The sequence below is a fragment of the Amycolatopsis thermoflava N1165 genome, from assembly GCF_000473265.1.
Classification (GTDB): domain Bacteria; phylum Actinomycetota; class Actinomycetes; order Mycobacteriales; family Pseudonocardiaceae; genus Amycolatopsis_E; species Amycolatopsis_E thermoflava.
In genome coordinates, this window is sequence record NZ_KI421511.1 from 8,309,733 (window position 1) to 8,328,219 (window position 18,487).

Here is an 18,487-nt window from a genome sequence, read left to right on the forward strand (position 1 = left end):
GCAGCATGGAGAAGTGTCCTCCAACCTTCGCTCCGGCGACCCCAAGTGGTTGCCCATCTAGCCGTTGACCAGGGATTATGTGGAACAGGATTCAGTGCTTGGCCGATCAGAGCCTCGACTGGTAAGGTTTCCAGTCAGCAGGCGAGTACACGACGGAGGCCGAGCCATGACGACGATCGATGCCGAACTACGCCGGAAGAACCGGGAGGCCGTCGAGACGTTCATCGACACGAACAAGCGGGACCAGTACCTCGACCAGTGGGCCGACGACGGTGTGAAGGAACTGCCGTTCGCCGTGCTGGAGGAGACGCGCTGGGCCGGTATCGCCGAGATCCGCCGGAACAGCGTGGAGAACGCCGTCCGGCGGGCCGGGGGTGACGCCTCCCGGCTCGACCTCCGTATTTTCGAGGGTGCCGATCCGAACGTCTTCTGGGTGACCAACCGGTGCTCCGAGGAGAAGACGTTCAACGGGGCGCTCTACCCGCAGCGGTACGTCCACCAGCTCGTCCTGCGGGACGGGAAGGTGGTCGTCTACCGGGAGTTCTTCAGCTCCTTGGTGCTTGAGCGCGCACTGCTCCGCCAGGCGCCACCCGGCCTGCCCGGCTGGACCCCGGTCGCCTATGACCCCCCACGGGAATTCGACCAGGCCGCCGCGACAGCCGCCGCGGAGAGTGCGGGCGTCGTCGAGGCCTGGCTGACGGCGGACCTGTCGGACCCGAAGTCCCGGGACGAGCTGTGGGCCGACGATGCGCTCTTCGAGTTCCCGTTCGCCCCGCCGAACCAGGCGAAGGCGGCCTGGCGCGGCCGGGAGGAACTCAGGGCCCGCGCCGAGTGGTTCGCCGAGAATTTCGCGGGCTGCACCCACGTTGACATCGAGCTGTTCCCGTCGGTGGACCCGGGCCTGGTGTGGGCACGCAGCCGGATGGCGGACACCGCCACCGCTTTCGGCCGGCCCTACCCGCAGAGCTACCTCTTCGCGTTCAACGTGCGCGACGGCCTGGTGCAGCTGGCGCAGGTCTACCACGACCCGCTGCTGGTGGCGACCGTGCTCCCGTTGGCCGGCTGAGCATGCGAGAGTACGAGCTCGCGCTGGGCGGGACCTGGCGGCCGGCGGTGTCCGGGGCCACGTATGAGACGGTGAACCCGTACACGGGGCGGGCCTGGGCGCGGGTGCCGGACGCCGGCGCGGCGGACATCGACGCCGCCGTCCGCGCGGCGCGGACCGCGCTCGACGGCGAGTGGGGGCAGCTGTCCGGATTCGACCGTGCCGCGCTCATGCGGCGGCTGGCGGACATCGTGGAGCGGGAGGCCGACCGGCTGGCGGTCGTCGAAACGACGGACAACGGAAAGCTCCTCAGGGAGACCCGTCAGCAGGCGGCCGGGTTGGCGGCCTGGCTACGCTACTTCGCGGGACTCGCCGACAAGCTCCACGGCGACACCATCCCGTCGGCCAAGCCGAACTACTTCGTCTACACCCGCCCAGAGCCGGCGGGCGTGATCGCGGCCATCGTCCCGTGGAACTCGCCGCTGGCCCTGCTGCACTGGAAGCTGGCGCCGGCGCTGGCGGCGGGATGCACGCTCGTCGTCAAGCCGTCGGAGTCGACGCCGGTGTCCGCTTTGGAGTACGCCCGGCTGTTCGAGGAAGCCGGCTTCCCGCCCGGGGTGCTGAACGTGATCACCGGGCAAAGCGCCGAACTGGGCAGGGCGCTGGTCGACCACCCGGGCGTCGACAAGATCGCCTTCACTGGATCACCGGCGGTCGGAGCGGCGATCGCCGCGAGCGCGGGGGCCCGGCTGACGCCGGTCCTGCTGGAGCTGGGCGGCAAGTCCGCCCAGGTCGTCCTGCCGGACGCCGATCTCGAGGCCGCGGCGAACGGCGTGATCGCCGGCATCTTCGCCGCCGGCGGGCAGACCTGCATCGCAGGCTCCCGGCTCGTGGTCCACCGCGACGTCCGCGAGCAGCTGCTCGGACTGATAGTCGATCGGGCAAAGGCCATCCGGCTGGGCGACCCACTCCTGCCCGACACGGAGATGGGGCCGCTGGCGAACCAGCGACAGCTGGACACCGTCCTGGGGTTCATCGACCGTGCGGTCGCGGCAGGCGCCTCTGTAGTCACGGGCGGCCGGCGTGATCCCGAGCTGGGTGGACTCTTTGTGGAGCCGACGATCCTCACCGACGTGGTGCGCGACGCCGAAATCGCGCAGAAGGAGGTCTTCGGGCCGGTGCTGGCCGTGTTGGACGTCGCGAGCGAGGAGGAGGCGATCGCCGTCGCCAACAGCACCGAATTCAGCCTCGGGGCCGGCCTGTGGACCTCGGACGTCGGGCGGGCCCATCGTGTCGCCGCCCGGCTGCGCGCCGGCACCGTGTGGGTCAACAGCTACCGCGCGGTCGCGCCGAACGTGCCCTTCGGCGGCAGCGGAGCCAGCGGCTGGGGGCGCGAAAACGGCCGCCACGCCGTTGACGAGTTCCTCCACACGAAAGCGGTATGGATCGAGACCGCGGGCGAAGTCCGCGATCCGTTCGTCGTCGGCTGACCGCCGACATCCCGTCCACCCATGACTGGTCAAAGGAGATCAGGAAGACATGGCCACACCCACCGACCCGCCACGTGGAGCGGGTGAACTCACGTCACGCCGCTCGGCCCGTGCGATCATCGCGGGCAGCGCGGGCACCTTCATCGAGTGGTACGACTACGGCCTCTACGCCTATGTCGCCGGGGTCGTATTCGCCCCACTGTTCTTCCCGCCGAGTGCCGGCAGTGCCGCGACGATCGGGACCTTCGGCGCGTTCGCCGCGGGCTTCATCGCGCGGCCGATCGGCGGTATCGTGCTCGGCGCCTTGAGCGACCGTTGGGGCCGGCGCCCGATCCTGCTGGCCTCCATCGTGCTGGTCGGTGTGGCCACCGCGGCGATCGGGTTCATCCCGCCGTACGCGTCCATCGGAGTCTGGGCACCGGTGCTGCTGGTCCTCTGCCGGGTTGCCCAGGGGTTCGGCACGGGTGCCGAGCTCGGCACCGCGATGGTCTATGTGAACGAGTCCGCGCGGCCGCGCACCAAGGGCTTCCAGACGTCGTTCCTCTACAACGCCACCATGGCCGGGTCGATCCTGTCATTGGTCTTCTTCGCCGCGATCAACCTCGTGATCGGCCAGGCCGCGTTCGTGGCATGGGGCTGGCGCATCCCGTTCCTGTTCGCCGGGGTTCTGACAGTGCTCGCGCTCATCCTTCGCCGTGGGATGGAAGAGACCGCGGAGTACCGACGTGTCGAGGAGGCGCGCGCCCAAGGGCGCATCGCTCGCAGCCGGGCGAACCCGCTCGCCGCGATCAGGGCAGCGTTCGCCGCGAGCCCACGGAACTACCTCGCGGCCTTCCTCATGCCGACCGCCAGCAACGTGATCGGGTACGTGGCCAACGCCTTCGGCATCAGCTACATGGCCAACCAGCTCAAGCTCACCTTCTCCCAAACGGCCCTCGCGCTGCTCGTCATGTACGTGGCCGGTGTCATCGCTCTGCCCCTGTGGGGAAAGGCGTGCGACCGATGGAGTGCGAAGACCGTCCTCCTCGTCGGCGCGATCGCCGGGATTCTGCTGGCGTTCCCGTACTTCGCGCTCCTCGGCACGCGAAACATGACCCTGGTCGTCATCGCGGGCGCAGTCCTCTGGGCCGTTTGCTGGTCCCCGAGCGTCGTCGCGCAGCTGGTGATCGGCCCGGTGCTCTTCCGCACCGAGTCGCGCGCCGCGGGCTTCACCTCGTCCCGCGAGCTCCAGCAGGCGCTCGTCGCGGGGCCGACCCCGCTCCTCGCTGCGGCCCTGATCATCCAGCTGGACGGCGCGCCGTGGTTGGTCGCGGGGCTGATCGTGGTGGCCCAAGTCGTCACGGTGTTCTCGATCCGGCTCGGCAAGCCGCAGCTATCGGCCGCCGAGATCGGCGCGGTGCCCGCGCATCGGGGCCTCACCGCCGCCGATCGCGAGCCGGCGAAGGCATGAGGCCGGGCGGATGTCGAGTTCGGCCTTGCTGGAACGGTACTCGGTGCTGCGCGCCTCCGACATCGACGCGTTCCGGACGTCGGTGTCCCAGGTCCTCACCCCGCACCGGCTGACCCCGCACCGCGGACGCGGCGCAGTGACCGCCGATGTCGCCGTTGCCCCGCTGGGTCCACTCTCGCTGGTTTATGGCCAGCATCGCGGGGCCGAGCTCGGGGTGACGCTGACCGAGCAGATCGACTACTACGACGTCAACCTCTCGTGGGGCGGGCACAACCGCATCACCTGCGGCGCCGACGAGATCGTGGTGGACCGGAACACCGCCGGGATCATCTCACCGTCGATGCCGGTGAGCATGCGGCTGAGCGCCGAGTACCGGCAGCTCCACGTCCGGATCGAGCGCGCTGCGCTCGAGGCTCGCCTCGAGGAACTGCTCGACCGCCCGATCACGACGCCGTTGGTGTTCCGCCCCGCGATGGACCTACGCGCCCCGGCCGCCGGGACGTGGGCGCGGGCGGTGACTCTGCTGGTCGGCGACCTGGGAACGGGCACGGGGCTGGCGGCGGCTTGGACACTCGGCGACAACCCCTGGTCGGCGTTTCTGATGAGCGGCCTGCTGCTCGCCCAACCACACAACTACAGCGCCCAGCTCGCCGGCAGCCGCGCCTACGCCCACCGGCCCGGACCACTGCGGCGGGCTGTCGAGCTCATCGAGACCCAGCCCGGCAGCGACCTGTCATTGGAGCGGCTCGCGCGCCACGCCGGAGTGAGCTCTCGCTCGCTTCAACGCCATTTCCAAGATCACATCGGCGTCTCACCGCGCGAGTACGTTCAGCGCATTCGGCTCGCGCGTGTCCGCGACGAGCTCGCCGCCGCCGGTCCGGGATCCGGCGTGACGGTGACGGAGGTGGCCCTGCGATGGGGCTTCACCCACGTTCCGCGCTTCGCCGGCGCCTACCGACGCCGCTTCGGCGAGTCACCCTCGACCACCTTGCGCGCGCTCCCCGAGGGGACGCGCACCGACACTTCGAACCTTCAGGAGGAACTATGACCACACAGGCTCTTTCGTCCGTGACGGTGCCGCTGCAGTACGCAGACCCGGCCGAGCCTGCCGGGATCTTCTACGCCGGCCAGCACGCTGCTTCCACGGCCCGCTTCCGCTCCGTTGACACCACGATCACGAACGCCCGCCCGATCAGCGAGGACTTCCATCTCGACGTGCACGGGTTCGCTCTGGTCGAGCACCAGACGAAGGTGCAGGACTTCACCGACGTCGAGGAGGTGGAGCGGGTCTACAAGGCTGAACTCGAGGAGCTGGTCAAGGCGGCGACCGGTGCGGTGAAGGTCGTTGTCTTCCACACGATGGCGCGCTTCGAGGACGGCGAGAAGCGGGGCGAACGGCCACCGGCGCGCGCGGCGCACGCCGACTACGACGGCGCGAGCTTCGAGGTCTGGATCCGCCGGGCCATGGGCGCCGAGGCCGACGAGTGGCTGGCGGGACGCTGGTCGGAGATCAACGTGTGGCGCGGCATCCGTCCGGTCGAACGGGTTCCTCTCGCTGTCGCCGACGCCCGCACCACCGGTCTGGACCAGTACGTGCCGGTCCCGATCCACGAACGACCGGACCAGCCGACGCCGTTCATCGGCCTGAACCTCGTGCACCACCCGAACCAGCGCTGGTACTACTTCCCGGACATGCAGCCGGACGAGGCGCTGCTGTTCCGCCTCTGGGACACCGACTCCTCGGTACCGTTCCCGGTGGCGCACAGCGCGATCGACGATCCCACCTCGCGCCCCGACGCAGCCCCGAGGGCCAGCGTGGAGGCACGCACCGTCGCGTTCTTCGGCTGACAGAGGCCGATTCGCGCTCGTCGACGCGGTCGAAAGATCTGCTCGTCGCGCGGTTGGTCGCATGGCCCCGGGTGACCGGCAGTTGCGCCGCCTATGCCGACGAGGGGAAGACCACAGCGCGAATGGGGCCAGCCCGAATAGACGGCAGCGCCGGCACGATCACCAACACACCGGTCCGGGCGGAGCTGGCCATCAGTTGGCACACAGCCCAAAAACGCGTGTTCGCCACCAGTCGATGAGAAACATTGGTCGAACCCGTTCCCCTCCATGGGTAGTAATGCTGAGGACTCGAACATGCGCGGCCAGGCGTGGGTGCTGCCCGACTCCGGGGCGCATGAGGAGGGCAGGTCGCGACCAGCGCCCCGCGCGGTGATCGGCCAGGAGCGGCTCCTCAATGGAGCTAGACGACCCGCGTCGACTTGTGGAAGCCATGTTTCGGCGTGAAGTGTGCGGCGTGGGCCGTACACTTCACGCCGAAGGGGTCATTCTTCAAGCCGTCGGTGCCAGGTCGCGTCGACGGAGCGGGACACGTGCAATGGGCTGTAGGGATGGAGCGAATGTGGGGCCGCGAATGTTCGCATTGTTCGCTGAACCTTCCCGAACGTGCCGCACCGTCCCGCCTTACGCAGGGTATTCTCTGTTTCTGCAGGTCAGCGTGTTGCGTCGACGGCATTGGGGGTCAAGGGGTCGCAGGTTCAAATCCTGTCAGCCCGACCGGCGAGAGAGAGCCCCTGATCTGGGTGAAACCCCAGGTCAGGGGCTCTTCCCGTGTGTGATCCCGACAGTCCTCTTGATCATCGAGCTCGACCGGTCTGGGACCACGTTGGGACCAACTACTTCTTCGTGCGGTTGTATGGCGACTGGTTCGTCGGCTTCAGAGACACGCCGTCCTTCTGGGCTTCGGCCCGGACAGCGTCCTCGGTGCGGCCCAACTTGAGGCCGATCACGCGCGTAGGCGTGTTCTTCTTCGCGAGGTCCTTGAGTTGCTGACGTTCGTCGTCCGACCAACGCTTCCCCGCGTTGCGGTCCGACTTGCTCATTTCTGATCACCTCCTTTCGGTGATCAGATAACGCTAGCTCGCAAGATTCAGTTTGCCGGACCGTCATGGACACCATGGGTGGTCCACGGTCTCCATGAAAGCGCGCTACATGCATGTAACCGATGAGATCCGCCGCGACGTCGCCAACCAGATCGACGGCTACTCCTGGAAAAAAACTAAACCGAGAAGACCTCTAGCTAGTATGCATCCTCTGCGCTGGCCTGTTCGCGAGCTGCGAGGATGTCCGGTACGTGGGCCTCGGCCCACTGCCGCACGGCGCGCAGCGGAACCAGCAGGGAGCGGCCGAGGTCGGTCAGCGCGTATTCGACGTGTGGGGGGTTGCCGCCCAGATCGGTGCGGGAGAGCAGGCCGTCGGCCTGCATGGCGCGCAGGGTTTCGGTCAGCGCCTTCGGCGTGATCTCACTGATGTGAGCCTTGAGTTCGGTGAATCGCATCGGCCCGTGTTCCAGGGCGTTGACGACGAACACAGTCCAGCGCGCTCCGATGCGGTGTAGCACGGTGCGGCTCGGGCAGGTCGCCGCCATGATGTTGTACGCCTTACCCACGCGGGTCCTCCCGGTAGCGTTGAAGATACTGGTATCCAATCTATACCGTCGCGGACATGAGCGAGAACCTGACAGGCAAGCGAATCCTGGTGGTCGGCGGCGCCCGCGGCATCGGCGCCGAAATCGTCCGCCGCACCGAACACGCCGGCGCCCGCGTCGTCGTCGCGGCACGGTCCGGCGCAGAGGTGCGGATCGACGTCACCGACGAGACCGCCATCGCTGTAGCAGCGGAGTCCCTCGGCGACTTCGACCACGTGATCTCCACGGCGTCGGCTCACCACGACGTGCCGGTGGCTGCCTTGGAGCACGACAAGATCCACGCCGCGTTCGCTGCCAAGGTCATCGGTCCGCTGCTGCTGGCCAAGCACTTCGCGCCCCGAATGCCAGCCGGAGGGTCGTTCCTGTTCTTCTCCGGCATCGTGGGCTGGAAGCCCAAGCCCGGCACCGTCGTCAAAGGTGCCGCCAACGCCACCTTGGCCGCACTGGTCACCCACCTGGCCGTCGAGCTCGCGCCGTTGCGCGTCAACGCGATCGCGCCCGGCATCACGGACTCCGGCGCCTGGGACCGGCTCCCCGACGAGCGCCGCCGCGCCCTGTACAACGGCGCCGCCGCAGCATCCCTCGCCGGCAGGGTCGGGACTCTCGACGACGTCACCGACACCACCATGTGGCTCCTGGGGGCGGGACGGGTCACAGGCGAGACGATCCACGTCGACGGCGGCACCCGGCACCAGTGATCCCTTCGCCGCCGGCCGCGGATCTGGCCGCCGCTTCCTGCCCCGACCGGACGGGCACACCGCACGCGCTGAAGTGGTTGCTGACGGACAATGGTGAGACCATCTACACGACCGCAACAGCGGCCTGAACAGTCAGCCCCGGTGCCAACCGAAGGCTGGGCAGACCCACCGATGCGCGCTCCGGGTGCAGGGATCACTGTGTCGTGGTCAGCGAGCATCCAGGGTGCCCACACGCTTACGCCACCCCGCCAGATAAGGGGCTGACGTCTTGCTCTCCAGACTCCGAAGAGCCAGCGGCATCACAGCGTCGATGTACACAGCGAGCGTCTGAGTTGCGGCTGCCGGAGCGAGTCCCTGTTCCGCCAGCGTGCGAAGCCGGTCCATCCACGACAGGGCCTCATCCTCCGTACCGAAGGTCTTGGAGCGCGACGGCCGTTTGCTCGTCACCGGGCCGACCCAGCGCACTCGTGCGCGGAAGCGGGTCCCCGTCCACTCCCGGACGACGCCGATGTCCGAGGTCGAGGAGAGGCAGATACGGGAGTCGGGGCCCAGAGCGGCTTCAAGCAGCGGGTTGACATTTCCCCGCCGATAAGTCCCTTGGACGGTTTAGATAACGTGCGAAGAAAGATTCCCGGTCTTGGTGGCCGTCGCAGGGCGTTCAGGGATGGACGATCCACCCCGCATCGGTCGTTTGGTCGATCGCTTCGGGATCCTCGTGCCGCGGAAACCGATGCGTTCCACCAGCGGGCGAATCGGGCCCGGGTGCGGGTGAAGGAAAAGTTGCCGCGCGGTGTGACGATCATGGGCGCGCGAAGTCCGATGCCCAGCGAATCCGAACGCGCCGGCTCTGTCCCGGGTCACCAATTCTTCGCTGCGGCACGCAGTTCTTCGAAACTCCAGTTCAGGTGCTGCCTGAGCGAGCGATGCTCCGGGTCGGTCAGCCAGGTGTCGACGGCCAGTCGATAGGCGGCCACCGCGGCCACCGCGGTCAGGGTCGCGGTACCGGTCGGGCATCCCCGTTCGCGCAGTGCGGCCGCGATCGCCGTGTCGAGCGCGGCCATCTTGGCCAGTTCGCGTTCCCTCAGTTCCGCGCGGGTGTCGAGGATCTTCCGGCGGCGCTGCGCCGCGTCGCGGTGTTGGTCGAACCAGTCGGCCGTGTGCCGGAGGGCGGCGACGATCGTGTCGAGCGGGGGTTGGCCGGGGGGTGCTGCGGTCACCGCTTCGGCGACTTCGGCGATGAACTGCTGCTGATCGGGGAAGAGCACGTCGCGCTTGTCGGCGAAGTGGTTGTAGAAGGTGCGCTCGGTCACTCCGGCGGTCCCGGCGATGTCGGCCACCGTGGTCGAGTCGTAGCCGCTCTCGGAGAACAACTTGATCGCGGCTTCCTGCAGCCGTTGCTGCGTCCCGCCCGGCCATCGTCCCATGGGCTCATCGTAGGTGATTGCAGGGACTGAAATCAGAGGCTAACCTGATTTCAGTCCCTGCAATCAGAGGAAGTGAGGAAAACCTCGTGGCCACCGTGGGAACCCGGGTAGGTGTGTTCCTGGGCGGAACGTTCGCGCAGAGAACGGGCGCGGCCAACCTCGTCGACCGCACCGTCGAGCTCGCCCGCGAGGCAGCCCGCGACGGGGTGCACACGTTGTGGTTCGGGCAGGCCGTCGACTACGACGCGATCCAGCTGGCCTCCCTCGCCGGCCGGGCGGAGCCCGGGATCCACGTCGGAACCTCGACCGTGCCGATGTACCCCCGGCACCCCTTGCTCGTCGCCGCTGCTGCGAAGACCGCGCAAGCCGCAACCGCCGGGCGTTTCCGGCTCGGCATCGGGCTCGGCGCACGCACGCTGCTGGAGCCGCAGTTCGGCGTGCCATATCCGCCGCAGATCCGGCATCTGCGCGAATACCTTGCCGCCCTGCGTCCGCTGCTCGACGGGGACGACGCACCTTTCGAGGGCGAAACCCTCGTATCGCGGCCGGCCGCACCCGTCGCAGTTGTCGGGTCCGCGCCGCGGATCCCGATCCTGGCGGCCGCGATGGGGCCGAAGGCGCTCGCGGTGGCGGGTGCGCTCGCCGACGGCACCGCGCCCTATCTCGCGGGGCCGCGCACGATCGCCGAGCGGATCGCGCCCGTGATCCGCGAAGCTGCGGCCGCGGCCGGACGGCCGGAGCCGCGGATCGTGGCCGGGGTGCCGGTGGTGGTCACCGACGACGCCGCCGCCGCTCGCGCTCGCGCGGCGGAGTCGCTCGGCTTCTACGACAACATCCCGTCCTACCGGAAGATCGTCGCGGCCGAAGGCTTGTCCAGCGCGGCCGACCTGCTGATCGCCGGCGACGAAGACACCGTCGCCGCCGCGCTGAGTCGCTACCTCGACGCCGGTGCCACAGAACTCATGCTCAGCCACACCGAACTCCTCGGAGAAGAAACACGCGCCCGCACGTGGTCGCTCGTCCGGTGCCTGCGGGGCGAAGCCGGCCGATGACCGCCCATTCCACTCGAAGGGAGAAGACCCCGCATGGCCACCTCAACCTCAGCTCTCGACGTTCCCGTCGCAGGCCTGCGCGCCACCAGCACTGCGCGCCTGCCGTACCAGCACAACGTGCTGCTGCGGTCGTTCCTGCTCGAGCGCCCTGCCGGCAACGTGCTCGTGTGCAACTCCCCGGGCCTGACCGCGGACGCTAAGGCCATTGACGACCTCGGCGGAGCGTTGATGCTGTTGATCAACCACGAACACGAAGCCATGTACGGCGCCCCCGCCGGTGCCGTGCCCGCGTTCGTCCATGAGCGCGACAGCGCTTCGACGGCGCGGCAAATGCAGGTCGCCGGTACCTTCGACCGCAGGCAACTGCTCGCCGAAGACCTGGAAGCGATCCCCACCCCCGGCCACACCGCCGGCACCACCAGCTACCTGTGGGACAGTGGCGCGCACCGCTTCCTGTTCACCGGCGACTTCATCTGGATCGAGGACGGGCAGTGGAAGGCCGTCCTGCTGGACCCGGATCTGCGCGAGCAGTACCTCGACAGCCTGGCCCTGGTCTGTGACCTCGACTTCGACGTCCTCGTGCCCTGGGGCGTCTCGGACAACGGCCCATGCTTCGCCATGACGGACAAAGGCGATACCAGGCGCCGCATCGATGCGATCATCACCCGCATCGAAGCGGGCGGAGACCGCTAACCAGATGAGACCAGGACGTTGGCGACGGCGGTGCTGAGCCTGGACGCTGATCGAGGACGTATCGGTGCCCGACGTCGTGCAATCGATGACGGTTGTCGCTACCGTCTCCGACGGCCGGACGTTTCGCGAGCATGGCCGAGGGAAAGCCGAATTGAAGACACAGACTTGTCAGGCGTGCGACCCTGACCAAGCCGCAGGACGTCGAGCGACTGCACCGCCATGTCAGCGCTCCCGATGACCCTGACGTTCCTGCCGGCCAAACGTGACGAGGCCGTTCGGTCCGCACGCCGTCCACCGATCGACACTGCGTGGAATCGGAAGATGAGGCAGCCGTCGTGACCGGTATCGTCAGAGCGGTTTGCTTGCGTTGATGTCACGGGATCCACGTGGCGCGCTGTAGAGCACGAGGTGCTGGTCGCGGTCTGTGAGCGTGAGCGTGTCGCAGTCGAGGGTGATCTCTCCGACGGCCGGGTGCCGGAAGGTTTCGTGAGCATCGGCGCGGCCTGTGCCGCCGCGAGATTGTTCCAGGCGAGGACCTCGAACGCCGCGGACATCACGAACGCCGGCGTCTGCGGGAGCCGTTCGAGAAGCGCGAGGATGCTCGAACGGCACGAACAACGGATCCTTGCTGATCTTGAACGTGTCCACCTGGTGCGTCGACCAGTGCGTCGCGTTCGACGTTCGTCGTCGGACAGGGCCAGTGGCACCAGCTTCGAACTCGGCCTCGCCACAACCTAGCCTGACACTGAATTAACGACTCAGGCCACTAGGGCACGAGCACGAATCGCCCGACCACAGAACCCGAGCGGAGCTCTTCCATGGCTTGGGGAGCTTCGGGCAACGCGCGGGTGTGTACCGGGATGTCGGGAAGTCCGTGGGTGCGGACGAGGGTAACGAGCTCACGCAATTCATCGAGTGTCCCGATATAGGAACCTTCGATACTGATTGAGCGCATTGGTATGAGCGGTACCTGCAATCGGGTGTCTCCGCCGAGTAGGCCGGCGATCACGATGCGGCCTCCCTTTTCGATCAGCCGGTAAGACTGGGCGAACGTTGCGCCGGCTCCAACGACGTCGAGAATCGCCAGCACTGGCCCACCGACGGCGGCTCGGATCTGCTCATCGGCGTCCCCGTCCGTTGGGTCGATGGCCGCCTGCGCTCCCGCCGCAAGGGCGGCGGACCGGCGTTCGGGGTCGATCTCGACGACGACGGGACGGGCCTTGCCCATGATGGTGAGCAGACCCACGGCCATCAGTCCGAGCCCGCCCGCACCGAAGATCACCAGTGGCTCCTTGTTCAGTTCGTTGCCGAACTTTCCGATCGCACTGTAGGTGGTCAGCCCAGAGCAGGTCAGCGGAGCGGCCCGGGCAGGGTCGAGGTCTCCGAGTTCGATCAGGTACCGGGAGTGGGGCACGAGCACGTGCTCGGCGTATCCACCGTCACGGTTGACTCCAAGGAATTGGGAGTTGCGGCAAAGGTTTTCGTGCCCGCGAATGCATCGCGGACAATCGCCGCAACCCACCCACGGGCATACAAGGACCTCCTGTCCGATCGTTGCGTCGGTGGCGTCTTCTCCACGCGCAACGACGACGCCGGAGATTTCATGGCCCGGTGTCACCGGGAAGGTGACCCGTTGTCTGAAGGAGAGGTGCTCGCCGCCCCCGAGGTCGTAGTAGCCGTCCTGCAGATGCAGATCGCTGTGGCACACCCCCGCTCCGGTGACTTGAACGAGGACTTCGGATCCGTTCGGGGCGTCGTTTTCGTGCTGTGTCAGCGTCGGCGGGGTACCGAAGTCGTGGAGCTGAATCGACCGAGTGCGGTAGGAGGTCATCTCGTCCTTCGAAGAGCTATCGATCGGAGGGTGCGGGCAGGTGGATTCTCACGCGACGTGGTTGATGTACTTGTGGTGCTGGTATCCATCGAGGCCTTCGTATCCGCCCTCGTAGCCGTATCCGCTGTCCTTGAGGCCACCGAAGGGGGCTTCGATGCTGGAGACGGAGAAGGAGTTGATGCCGATGCCGCCGGCCTGCAGTTCTTCGCCCATGGCCATGGCAGTGTCGGCAGACTGTGTGAAGACGTATCCGGCCAGTCCCACGTCTAGGCGATGCGCCTGGGCGAGCGCGTCTTCCACATCAGTGAAGGAGTTGACCAGGGCTACGGGGCCGAATGGCTCTTCGTTCATGGCTCGGGCGGTGAAAGGGGCATCGGCGATCAGGGTGGGCTGGAAGAAGTTCCCGGTGGTACCGATGCGGCTGCCGCCGGTGACGATCTCAGCTCCCTGTGCTGCGGCGTCATCGACGAGTTCGCCGACTGCGACGAGGCGACGACCGTTGGCCAATGGACCCATCTGCACGCCGGGATCCAGGCCTTCGCCGACTTTGAGTTCGGACATGGCCTGGCCGAAGCGGACCACGAACTCGTCACGGATGGATTCGTGGACGATGAAACGGGTGGGGGAGGTGCAGACCTGACCGGCGTTGCGGGTCTTTCCAGCGACGCAGGCGGCAACGGTTTTATCGAGGTCGGCGTCGGCAAAGATGACGACTGGTGCGTGGCCGCCCAGTTCCATGGTGCTGGGCTTGGCATACTGCGCTGCGAGTCCGGCGAGGTGCCGTCCTACTGTAGTGGATCCGGTGAAGCTGATCTTACGGATCGCCTTCGCGGCAATGAGGTGGCGAGAAATCTCCGAAGGCACACCGAGGACGACGTTGAGGGCTCCGGCGGGAAGGCCGGCGTCGTGGAGAGCTTGAGCGATGGCCACGGTAGGGCTGGGGGTTTCTTCTGCGGGTTTGATGATAACGGTGCACCCTGCGGCGAGGGCGGCGGCGATCTTGCGGGCGGGCAGCAGGATCGGAAAGTTCCACGGTGTAAGTGCGAGCACGGGCCCCAGCGGCTGATTGATCACCATTTGGCGCTGACCGGAAAATCGTGCGGGCATGGTGCGCCCGTAGGAGCGCAAGGCCTCGGCGGCGAACCATTCAAAGGTTTCGGCGCTGAGGGCAACTTCCAGCTCTGCTTCTGCCAGCGGCTTGCCCTGTTCCCTTGTCAGATCGCGAGCGATGGATTCGGTGCGCTCACGCAGCAGTGCTGCGGTTTTGTTCAGGATGGCGGACCGCTCGACGGCGCTGGTGCGTGACCATCCGCGGAAGGCCTCGTCGGCAGCATTCGCGGCGTCGTCAAGATCCTGGATGCTGGCGCGCGGTGTGGTTCCCAGCACCTCATCGGTGGCGGGATTGACGAGATCGTTGACGGTACCCGCGCCGCCGTCTCGCCACTGTCCGGCGATGAACAGCTGAGCCCGCAGGTGATCAGATGCGCTCATGGTGAACCCTCTCGGAGTTGGCGGACGCGGCGGCGGCCCTGTTGTGCTGGGCATGTGGCCAGGACCTGGTGGGTGACGAAAAGTGACGCAACGAGGCTGGCCCTCCCGGGTTCTGGTATGCGAACAGGATCGTCTTATATATGAACGCGTGAGGACGATAGGCCCCTGCCTTGGGCCGGGTCAAGTGTCCGCGGCAACGTTCACCTGGGTCTTGTGCTGGTTGACCCTCGGCCTCGAAACGCTGATCAGGTGTGGTAGATAGATCGCTTGCGAACACTGATCGACACCCAGTGGTGTTCACCCAGCCGGAGGAAGGGCTGGTGCACGCGCGCGGGGTCATTGAAGCGTTCTCCGAGCCTGAGACCGTATGATGTCACTCGATGGCATGGTGCTCAGTTGGTCAGGCGCCGGAGAACACAGCACGGGACGGGAAGACAATGACGGGGCCGACTTCAAGTGGTTCGCAGGAGCACCGGACCGTGTCACGAGTAACCGGAATTCTGGAATTCGTTGCACGATCCGAGAGCAGTGTCCGGCTCGCGGACCTGGTCAACGAACTCGACGCGCCCCGCTCGTCGGTTCACGGACTTGTGCACGGGCTTGTCTCCACCGGGTACCTGCAAGCCACTGAAGACGGTCGCTACACCTTGGGCAACGCCGTCCGGGCATTGTTGATCAATCCATCCGCCCAGGATCAGCGTGTACGCGCCGCGATGGAAGCACTTCACCTGGAATTCGACGAGACGGTGACATTGGTGATGTTGGCCGGCGACTGTATCATTTATACCGAGGCTATCGAATCCTCGCACGTCGTCCGGTACACTCCCGTCCTCGGAGTGCGACGGCCCCTCTATCCCACCAGTGCGGGGAAATGCTACCTCGCCTACGCGCCGGAAAAATATCGCGAAAAATACCTCAATCGGCACGTTCCCGCCGTCGCCAAACGCTCCCAAGTGCTCGAGGAACTCGAAAAAGTCCGCGTTGACGGCTACGCCGTCAACGCCGGCGAGACCCTTCCCGACCTGCAGGCTGTCTCTGCCCCCGTCTTCGACAACGAACGAGTCTGCGCCGTCATTACCGTCGCCGGACCCATCTCCCGATTCTCTGACAAGATCGACGAGATCATCCGCGAAACCCGCGACACCGCGGCCAGGGCGAGCGTCGGCCGAGGGTAGGACCTGGGGGCGGGCATCCGGTCACGGACAAGGGCCAGAGCGAGGAGCGTGATGGCCAGTGCACCTCGATCGTTGATGTGGGGTAAGGACAGGCCGTTCAACCGCGTCGCGCCAAGCGCTGGCCGCTGCGACAGCACCTCGGTTCGTCGACGGAGTCGTCTATACCTTCGAAGGCTTGTCCCCAACGCGGGATTACCGGGTTGTTCGAGCCTGAGGTAATCGATAAGGATAGTACCTCGGGAGATCACACGATCGCCGTGTCTTCCGTCCCCGCGGGCGGTATGGACTTGACCGCGTGGCCCCCCGGTGCCACCGCGTACACGCCGAGCGTCGAACGCGGCCTCGCTGCGCGCTGGTGTGTCAAGGAAACCACCCTGATCACCCTCGCTTCAGGACCCGCCGACCCGGACGGCGCCTCGATGCCCGGAGCATCGACCACCAGGGTACCCAGGGCTCCGGCCTTTGGTGTTGTCGTTGAACTTCGCCGACCGATCGACGCTTGGGCTGGGCTGCCGGTGTTCGGCGCACCGTCGCGACGGCCCTGATCAGATGTCGTTCTGGGGAAGGAACACATCGTACTGACGTCGGGAGCTTCCTTGCTGGCTCATGCCGATCAGAGTCGGACCGACCCGGTTGACGTGACGCAGACCATGTCGTAGTCTCCCTGCTGTCCGTATACAAGACATAGAGCAACGTATATACGAACAGTGCGACTCGGCGTGGACCCGCCGACGCTTGTCTCCCAGGGCTGCAGGGCATGTGCGCCCAATCGGCCTAGGAACTCTCCGAACAGCTGCATGAGCGCGGCACCCAGGCATGTGGAAAGGACGTCACAATGGTCGCTGCCGAAGGCAAGTCCGCAGTCGCGGAAAATCGAAGCCCGGCGGTGGATGTGGATGTGGTCGTGATCGGAGCCGGCTTCGCGGGCTTGCGTCACCTCTATGATCTACGGCAGCACGGCCTTTCGGCCCGATGCTTCGACGAAGCGCCGGAGATCGGGGGCGTGTGGTACTGGAATCGGTACCCGGGTGCCCGGACCGATAGCCAATCGTGGATCTTTGCCTACTCGTTCTCCGAAGAGCTCCAGAACGATTGGACCTGGAGCGAGCGATACACCCCTCAGCACGAGATATACGCCTACCTCAATCACGTCGCCGACAGGTTCGGTCTCCGTGATCAGGTGACACTTGGCACCCGTGTGGCCTCTGCCCGTTACGACGATGAGCGCGAGCTGTGGGTCGTCACCACTGACAGTGGCGAAGAGGTCACCACACGCTTCGTCGTCAGCGCGACCGGACCGCTCTCGGCGGCGTACAAGCCTGATTTCAAAGGGGTCGACGACTTCCGGGGCGAGTGGTACATGACGGCCCGCTGGCCGGAGGATGGCGTCGATCTTTCGGGTAAGCGGGTGGCGGTGATCGGAACCGGCGCGAGCGCCGTCCAGCTCATCCCGACGATTGCTCATACCGCTGCCCACGTGACCGTTTTCCAGCGCACACCCAACTACGTCATACCGGCACGTAATGCGACTCTTCACGAGAACGAGCGTGAGAGTATCCGGGAACGTTATCCCGATATCTGGAAGCGGGCCCGGGAGCAGGTCTTCGGGTTCGACCTCGGCCTGGCCGGGCGGACATTCGATGATGTCACCTCGGAGGAGATGCAACTCATCCTCGAACGGGGATGGGAGATCGGCGGATTCCATTTTGTGTTCGAGACGTTCGATGATGTGTTCACCGACGAGCGCACCAACGAGGTGGTCTCCGAGTTCATCAGGAACAAGATCCGTACCATCGTCAAAGACGAGGCCACTGCTGAATTGTTGTGTCCCAAGGACTACCCGTTCTGCGGGAAGCGTCCGCCCCTCGGGCACTTCTACTACGAGACCTTCAATCGGGACAACGTCTCACTCGTCGACGTGAGTCAGGAGCCGATCTCGGAGATCACCGAGACCGGAGTCAAGGTCGGCGAGCAGGTGCACGAGGCCGACGTGATCATCTTCGCGACCGGATTCGACGCCGCGACCGGCGCGATCACCCGAATGGACATCCGTGGGCGCGGAGGGGTGTCGATCGCGGACAAATGGAAGGACGGTCCTTCCACCTATCTCGGGGTAGCCGTCAACGACTTTCCGAACTTTTTCATGATCTTGGGACCCCACGTGCCGTTCGCGAACGCACCGGTCGTCATCGAGGACGCGTCCGAGTGGATCGCCAACCTCATCAGGTATATGCGCGACCGGGAGCTCACGGTGAGCAACGCGTCGGCAGAGGCGTCGGACGAGTGGCGCGACACCCTGACCGGAATCTTGAATGACACCGTGGTGGCGAAGGGCCGGAACAACTACTTCCTGGGTGACAACATCCCCGGAAAGGCACACGCTCCGCTTTTCTACCTCGGTGGTGTCAAGCGCTATCGCGACGCGCTTCTCAAGGAGTCGGCGAACGACTATCCCGGCTTCGTCATGTCCTGATCTCGCAAGCAGCGACCGCGATCGGACAGTGGCGGGAGCTGAGTCCGGCCGACAAATCACGGAACAACTCTGCCCATGGATGCCGGAATCGCTGTGAAGAGGTGGCCATCGGCCCGGCAATCCCACTTCCCTCCCTTGCGGGCTGCGAACGCTGATGAGAAGAAGAATCGGA

At 66.2% G+C, this 18,487-nt stretch carries 16 protein-coding genes; 10 read left to right on the forward strand and 6 right to left on the reverse strand.

Annotation, left to right across the window (positions count from 1 at the left end; genetic code table 11):
- Positions 1-166: 166 nt before the first annotated feature.
- From AMYTH_RS47370 to AMYTH_RS46580, 5 genes are read left to right on the forward strand one after another with little or no spacing between them, the layout of a single operon-like run.
- Entirely contained in the window at positions 167-1,066 is a 900-nt protein-coding gene (locus AMYTH_RS47370; protein ID WP_051362956.1) for a nuclear transport factor 2 family protein, read from the forward strand.
- A 2-nt stretch (positions 1,067-1,068) separates the two neighbouring features.
- Positions 1,069-2,535, forward strand: coding sequence for an aldehyde dehydrogenase (locus AMYTH_RS0141360; protein ID WP_037323068.1), 1,467 nt, complete (start codon positions 1,069-1,071; stop codon positions 2,533-2,535).
- Between the two features lie 49 nt (positions 2,536-2,584).
- Positions 2,585-3,985 (forward strand): MFS transporter, encoded by a 1,401-nt coding sequence (locus AMYTH_RS0141365; RefSeq protein WP_027935166.1) that lies wholly within the window; start codon positions 2,585-2,587, stop codon positions 3,983-3,985.
- A gap of 25 nt (positions 3,986-4,010) precedes the next feature.
- Complete coding sequence (locus AMYTH_RS46575) at positions 4,011-5,033, forward strand: AraC-like ligand-binding domain-containing protein (RefSeq protein WP_228685185.1); 1,023 nt, start codon at positions 4,011-4,013, stop codon at positions 5,031-5,033.
- On the forward strand, positions 5,030-5,833 hold the full coding sequence (locus tag AMYTH_RS46580; protein WP_157360745.1) for a CmcJ/NvfI family oxidoreductase: 804 nt from the start codon (positions 5,030-5,032) through the stop codon (positions 5,831-5,833). The genes AMYTH_RS46575 and AMYTH_RS46580 overlap by 4 nt, the downstream gene beginning before the upstream one ends.
- An 833-nt stretch (positions 5,834-6,666) precedes the next feature.
- Here the strand turns inward: AMYTH_RS46580 and AMYTH_RS0141380 are convergent.
- Positions 6,667-6,873, reverse strand: a complete 207-nt coding sequence (locus AMYTH_RS0141380) for a hypothetical protein (protein ID WP_027935167.1) — start codon at positions 6,871-6,873, stop codon at positions 6,667-6,669.
- A gap of 197 nt (positions 6,874-7,070) precedes the next feature.
- On the reverse strand, positions 7,071-7,439 hold the full coding sequence (locus tag AMYTH_RS0141385; protein WP_027935168.1) for a winged helix-turn-helix transcriptional regulator: 369 nt from the start codon (positions 7,437-7,439) through the stop codon (positions 7,071-7,073).
- A gap of 56 nt (positions 7,440-7,495) precedes the next feature.
- Between AMYTH_RS0141385 and AMYTH_RS0141390 the strand changes: the two genes are divergently transcribed.
- Positions 7,496-8,176, forward strand: coding sequence for an SDR family oxidoreductase (locus AMYTH_RS0141390; protein ID WP_027935169.1), 681 nt, complete (start codon positions 7,496-7,498; stop codon positions 8,174-8,176).
- 857 nt (positions 8,177-9,033) lie between these two features.
- On the opposite strand, the gene AMYTH_RS0141395 is transcribed toward AMYTH_RS0141390, so the two are convergent.
- Positions 9,034-9,600 (reverse strand): TetR/AcrR family transcriptional regulator, encoded by a 567-nt coding sequence (locus AMYTH_RS0141395; RefSeq protein WP_027935170.1) that lies wholly within the window; start codon positions 9,598-9,600, stop codon positions 9,034-9,036.
- A gap of 17 nt (positions 9,601-9,617) precedes the next feature.
- Between AMYTH_RS0141395 and AMYTH_RS0141400 the strand changes: the two genes are divergently transcribed.
- Together AMYTH_RS0141400 and AMYTH_RS0141405 are read left to right on the forward strand one after the other, a co-directional pair.
- Positions 9,618-10,652 carry a TIGR03564 family F420-dependent LLM class oxidoreductase gene (locus tag AMYTH_RS0141400; protein ID WP_323807251.1) on the forward strand — a complete coding sequence of 345 codons (1,035 nt, stop codon included), beginning with the start codon at positions 9,618-9,620 and terminating at the stop codon, positions 10,650-10,652.
- Positions 10,653-10,685: 33 nt separating this feature from the next.
- Entirely contained in the window at positions 10,686-11,345 is a 660-nt protein-coding gene (locus AMYTH_RS0141405) for an MBL fold metallo-hydrolase (RefSeq protein ID WP_027935172.1), read from the forward strand.
- Positions 11,346-11,693: 348 nt separating this feature from the next.
- On the opposite strand, the gene AMYTH_RS51280 is transcribed toward AMYTH_RS0141405, so the two are convergent.
- The 3 genes from AMYTH_RS51280 to AMYTH_RS0141415 form a co-directional block, all read right to left on the reverse strand.
- A complete protein-coding gene (locus AMYTH_RS51280; protein ID WP_410468342.1) occupies positions 11,694-11,873 on the reverse strand; it encodes an MmyB family transcriptional regulator in 180 nt (59 codons plus the stop codon).
- A gap of 238 nt (positions 11,874-12,111) precedes the next feature.
- Positions 12,112-13,176: an alcohol dehydrogenase gene (locus AMYTH_RS0141410; protein WP_027935173.1), complete on the reverse strand. Its 1,065-nt coding sequence runs from the start codon at positions 13,174-13,176 to the stop codon at positions 12,112-12,114.
- Positions 13,177-13,224: 48 nt separating this feature from the next.
- Positions 13,225-14,667 (reverse strand): NAD-dependent succinate-semialdehyde dehydrogenase, encoded by a 1,443-nt coding sequence (locus AMYTH_RS0141415; RefSeq protein ID WP_027935174.1) that lies wholly within the window; start codon positions 14,665-14,667, stop codon positions 13,225-13,227.
- 479 nt (positions 14,668-15,146) lie between these two features.
- Here AMYTH_RS0141415 and AMYTH_RS0141420 point away from each other — a divergent pair, with 479 nt between their 5' ends.
- Complete coding sequence (locus AMYTH_RS0141420) at positions 15,147-15,842, forward strand: IclR family transcriptional regulator (protein ID WP_209440818.1); 696 nt, start codon at positions 15,147-15,149, stop codon at positions 15,840-15,842.
- Between the two features lie 835 nt (positions 15,843-16,677).
- On the forward strand, positions 16,678-18,315 hold the full coding sequence (locus AMYTH_RS0141425) for a flavin-containing monooxygenase (RefSeq protein ID WP_027935176.1): 1,638 nt from the start codon (positions 16,678-16,680) through the stop codon (positions 18,313-18,315).
- Positions 18,316-18,487 lie beyond the last annotated feature (172 nt).

Excerpts from the sequence above, each read along its gene's own strand:
- AMYTH_RS47370 (WP_051362956.1), top strand. The coding sequence starts at position 167 with ATGACGACGATCGATGCCGAACTACGCCGGAAGAACCGGGAGGCCGTC.
- AMYTH_RS0141360 (WP_037323068.1), top strand. The coding sequence starts at position 1,069 with ATGCGAGAGTACGAGCTCGCGCTGGGCGGGACCTGGCGGCCGGCGGTG.
- AMYTH_RS0141365 (WP_027935166.1), top strand. The coding sequence starts at position 2,585 with ATGGCCACACCCACCGACCCGCCACGTGGAGCGGGTGAACTCACGTCA.
- AMYTH_RS46580 (WP_157360745.1), top strand. The coding sequence starts at position 5,030 with ATGACCACACAGGCTCTTTCGTCCGTGACGGTGCCGCTGCAGTACGCA.
- AMYTH_RS0141380 (WP_027935167.1), bottom strand. The coding sequence starts at position 6,873 with ATGAGCAAGTCGGACCGCAACGCGGGGAAGCGTTGGTCGGACGACGAA.
- AMYTH_RS0141390 (WP_027935169.1), top strand. The coding sequence starts at position 7,496 with ATGAGCGAGAACCTGACAGGCAAGCGAATCCTGGTGGTCGGCGGCGCC.
- AMYTH_RS0141395 (WP_027935170.1), bottom strand. The coding sequence starts at position 9,600 with ATGGGACGATGGCCGGGCGGGACGCAGCAACGGCTGCAGGAAGCCGCG.
- AMYTH_RS0141405 (WP_027935172.1), top strand. The coding sequence starts at position 10,686 with ATGGCCACCTCAACCTCAGCTCTCGACGTTCCCGTCGCAGGCCTGCGC.
- AMYTH_RS0141410 (WP_027935173.1), bottom strand. The coding sequence starts at position 13,176 with ATGACCTCCTACCGCACTCGGTCGATTCAGCTCCACGACTTCGGTACC.
- AMYTH_RS0141415 (WP_027935174.1), bottom strand. The coding sequence starts at position 14,667 with ATGAGCGCATCTGATCACCTGCGGGCTCAGCTGTTCATCGCCGGACAG.
- AMYTH_RS0141425 (WP_027935176.1), top strand. The coding sequence starts at position 16,678 with ATGGTCGCTGCCGAAGGCAAGTCCGCAGTCGCGGAAAATCGAAGCCCG.